The following is a 467-nucleotide window of genomic DNA, read 5'->3' on the forward strand; positions in this document are numbered from 1 at the left end:
TTGGGCGTCGACGGCGGCCGTCGGGGTGCGTTGGGCGGCGATGCGCAGATCGGCGGCGGCTTGGCGGTGGGCGGGGTCGGTGATGCTCTGATGCTTGGCCCAGCAACGGTCGTGCCGGGCCACCGGTCGGCCGTCGCAGAGCACCGTCACGTGGTCGCAGTCGGCGGTGACCTCGACCCGCCGGCCGCCACTGACGGGTGCACCGAGTAGTCGTTGCCGTCCAAGCGGACGTAGTGATCGCGGGGCAGCCGGGTGGCCTGCCGCCACCCGACCACCGGCGCGACCGGCGGCAGCGGCAGCATCACCTGCCGGTCGGCGTCCCACCGCTCCACCGGCCGACAGCCCAACATCCGGTGCTGGCGGTTGTTCGCCCGCACCAACCACTCGGACAGCTGAGCGTTGAAGTCGCCGGGTGAACCGAACCGGCGACCGGGCAGGAACGACGTCTCCAGATAGCCGTTGGCCCG

1 pseudogene is annotated in these 467 nt (G+C 72.4%); it reads right to left on the reverse strand.

Going from position 1 to position 467, the window contains the following annotated elements:
* Positions 1 to 467: pseudogene (locus IRY44_RS30475) on the reverse strand (IS21 family transposase); the annotation flags it as partial.

The sequence above is a fragment of the Micromonospora sp. ANENR4 genome (assembly GCF_015354395.1).
Lineage (GTDB): Bacteria > Actinomycetota > Actinomycetes > Mycobacteriales > Micromonosporaceae > Micromonospora > Micromonospora aurantiaca.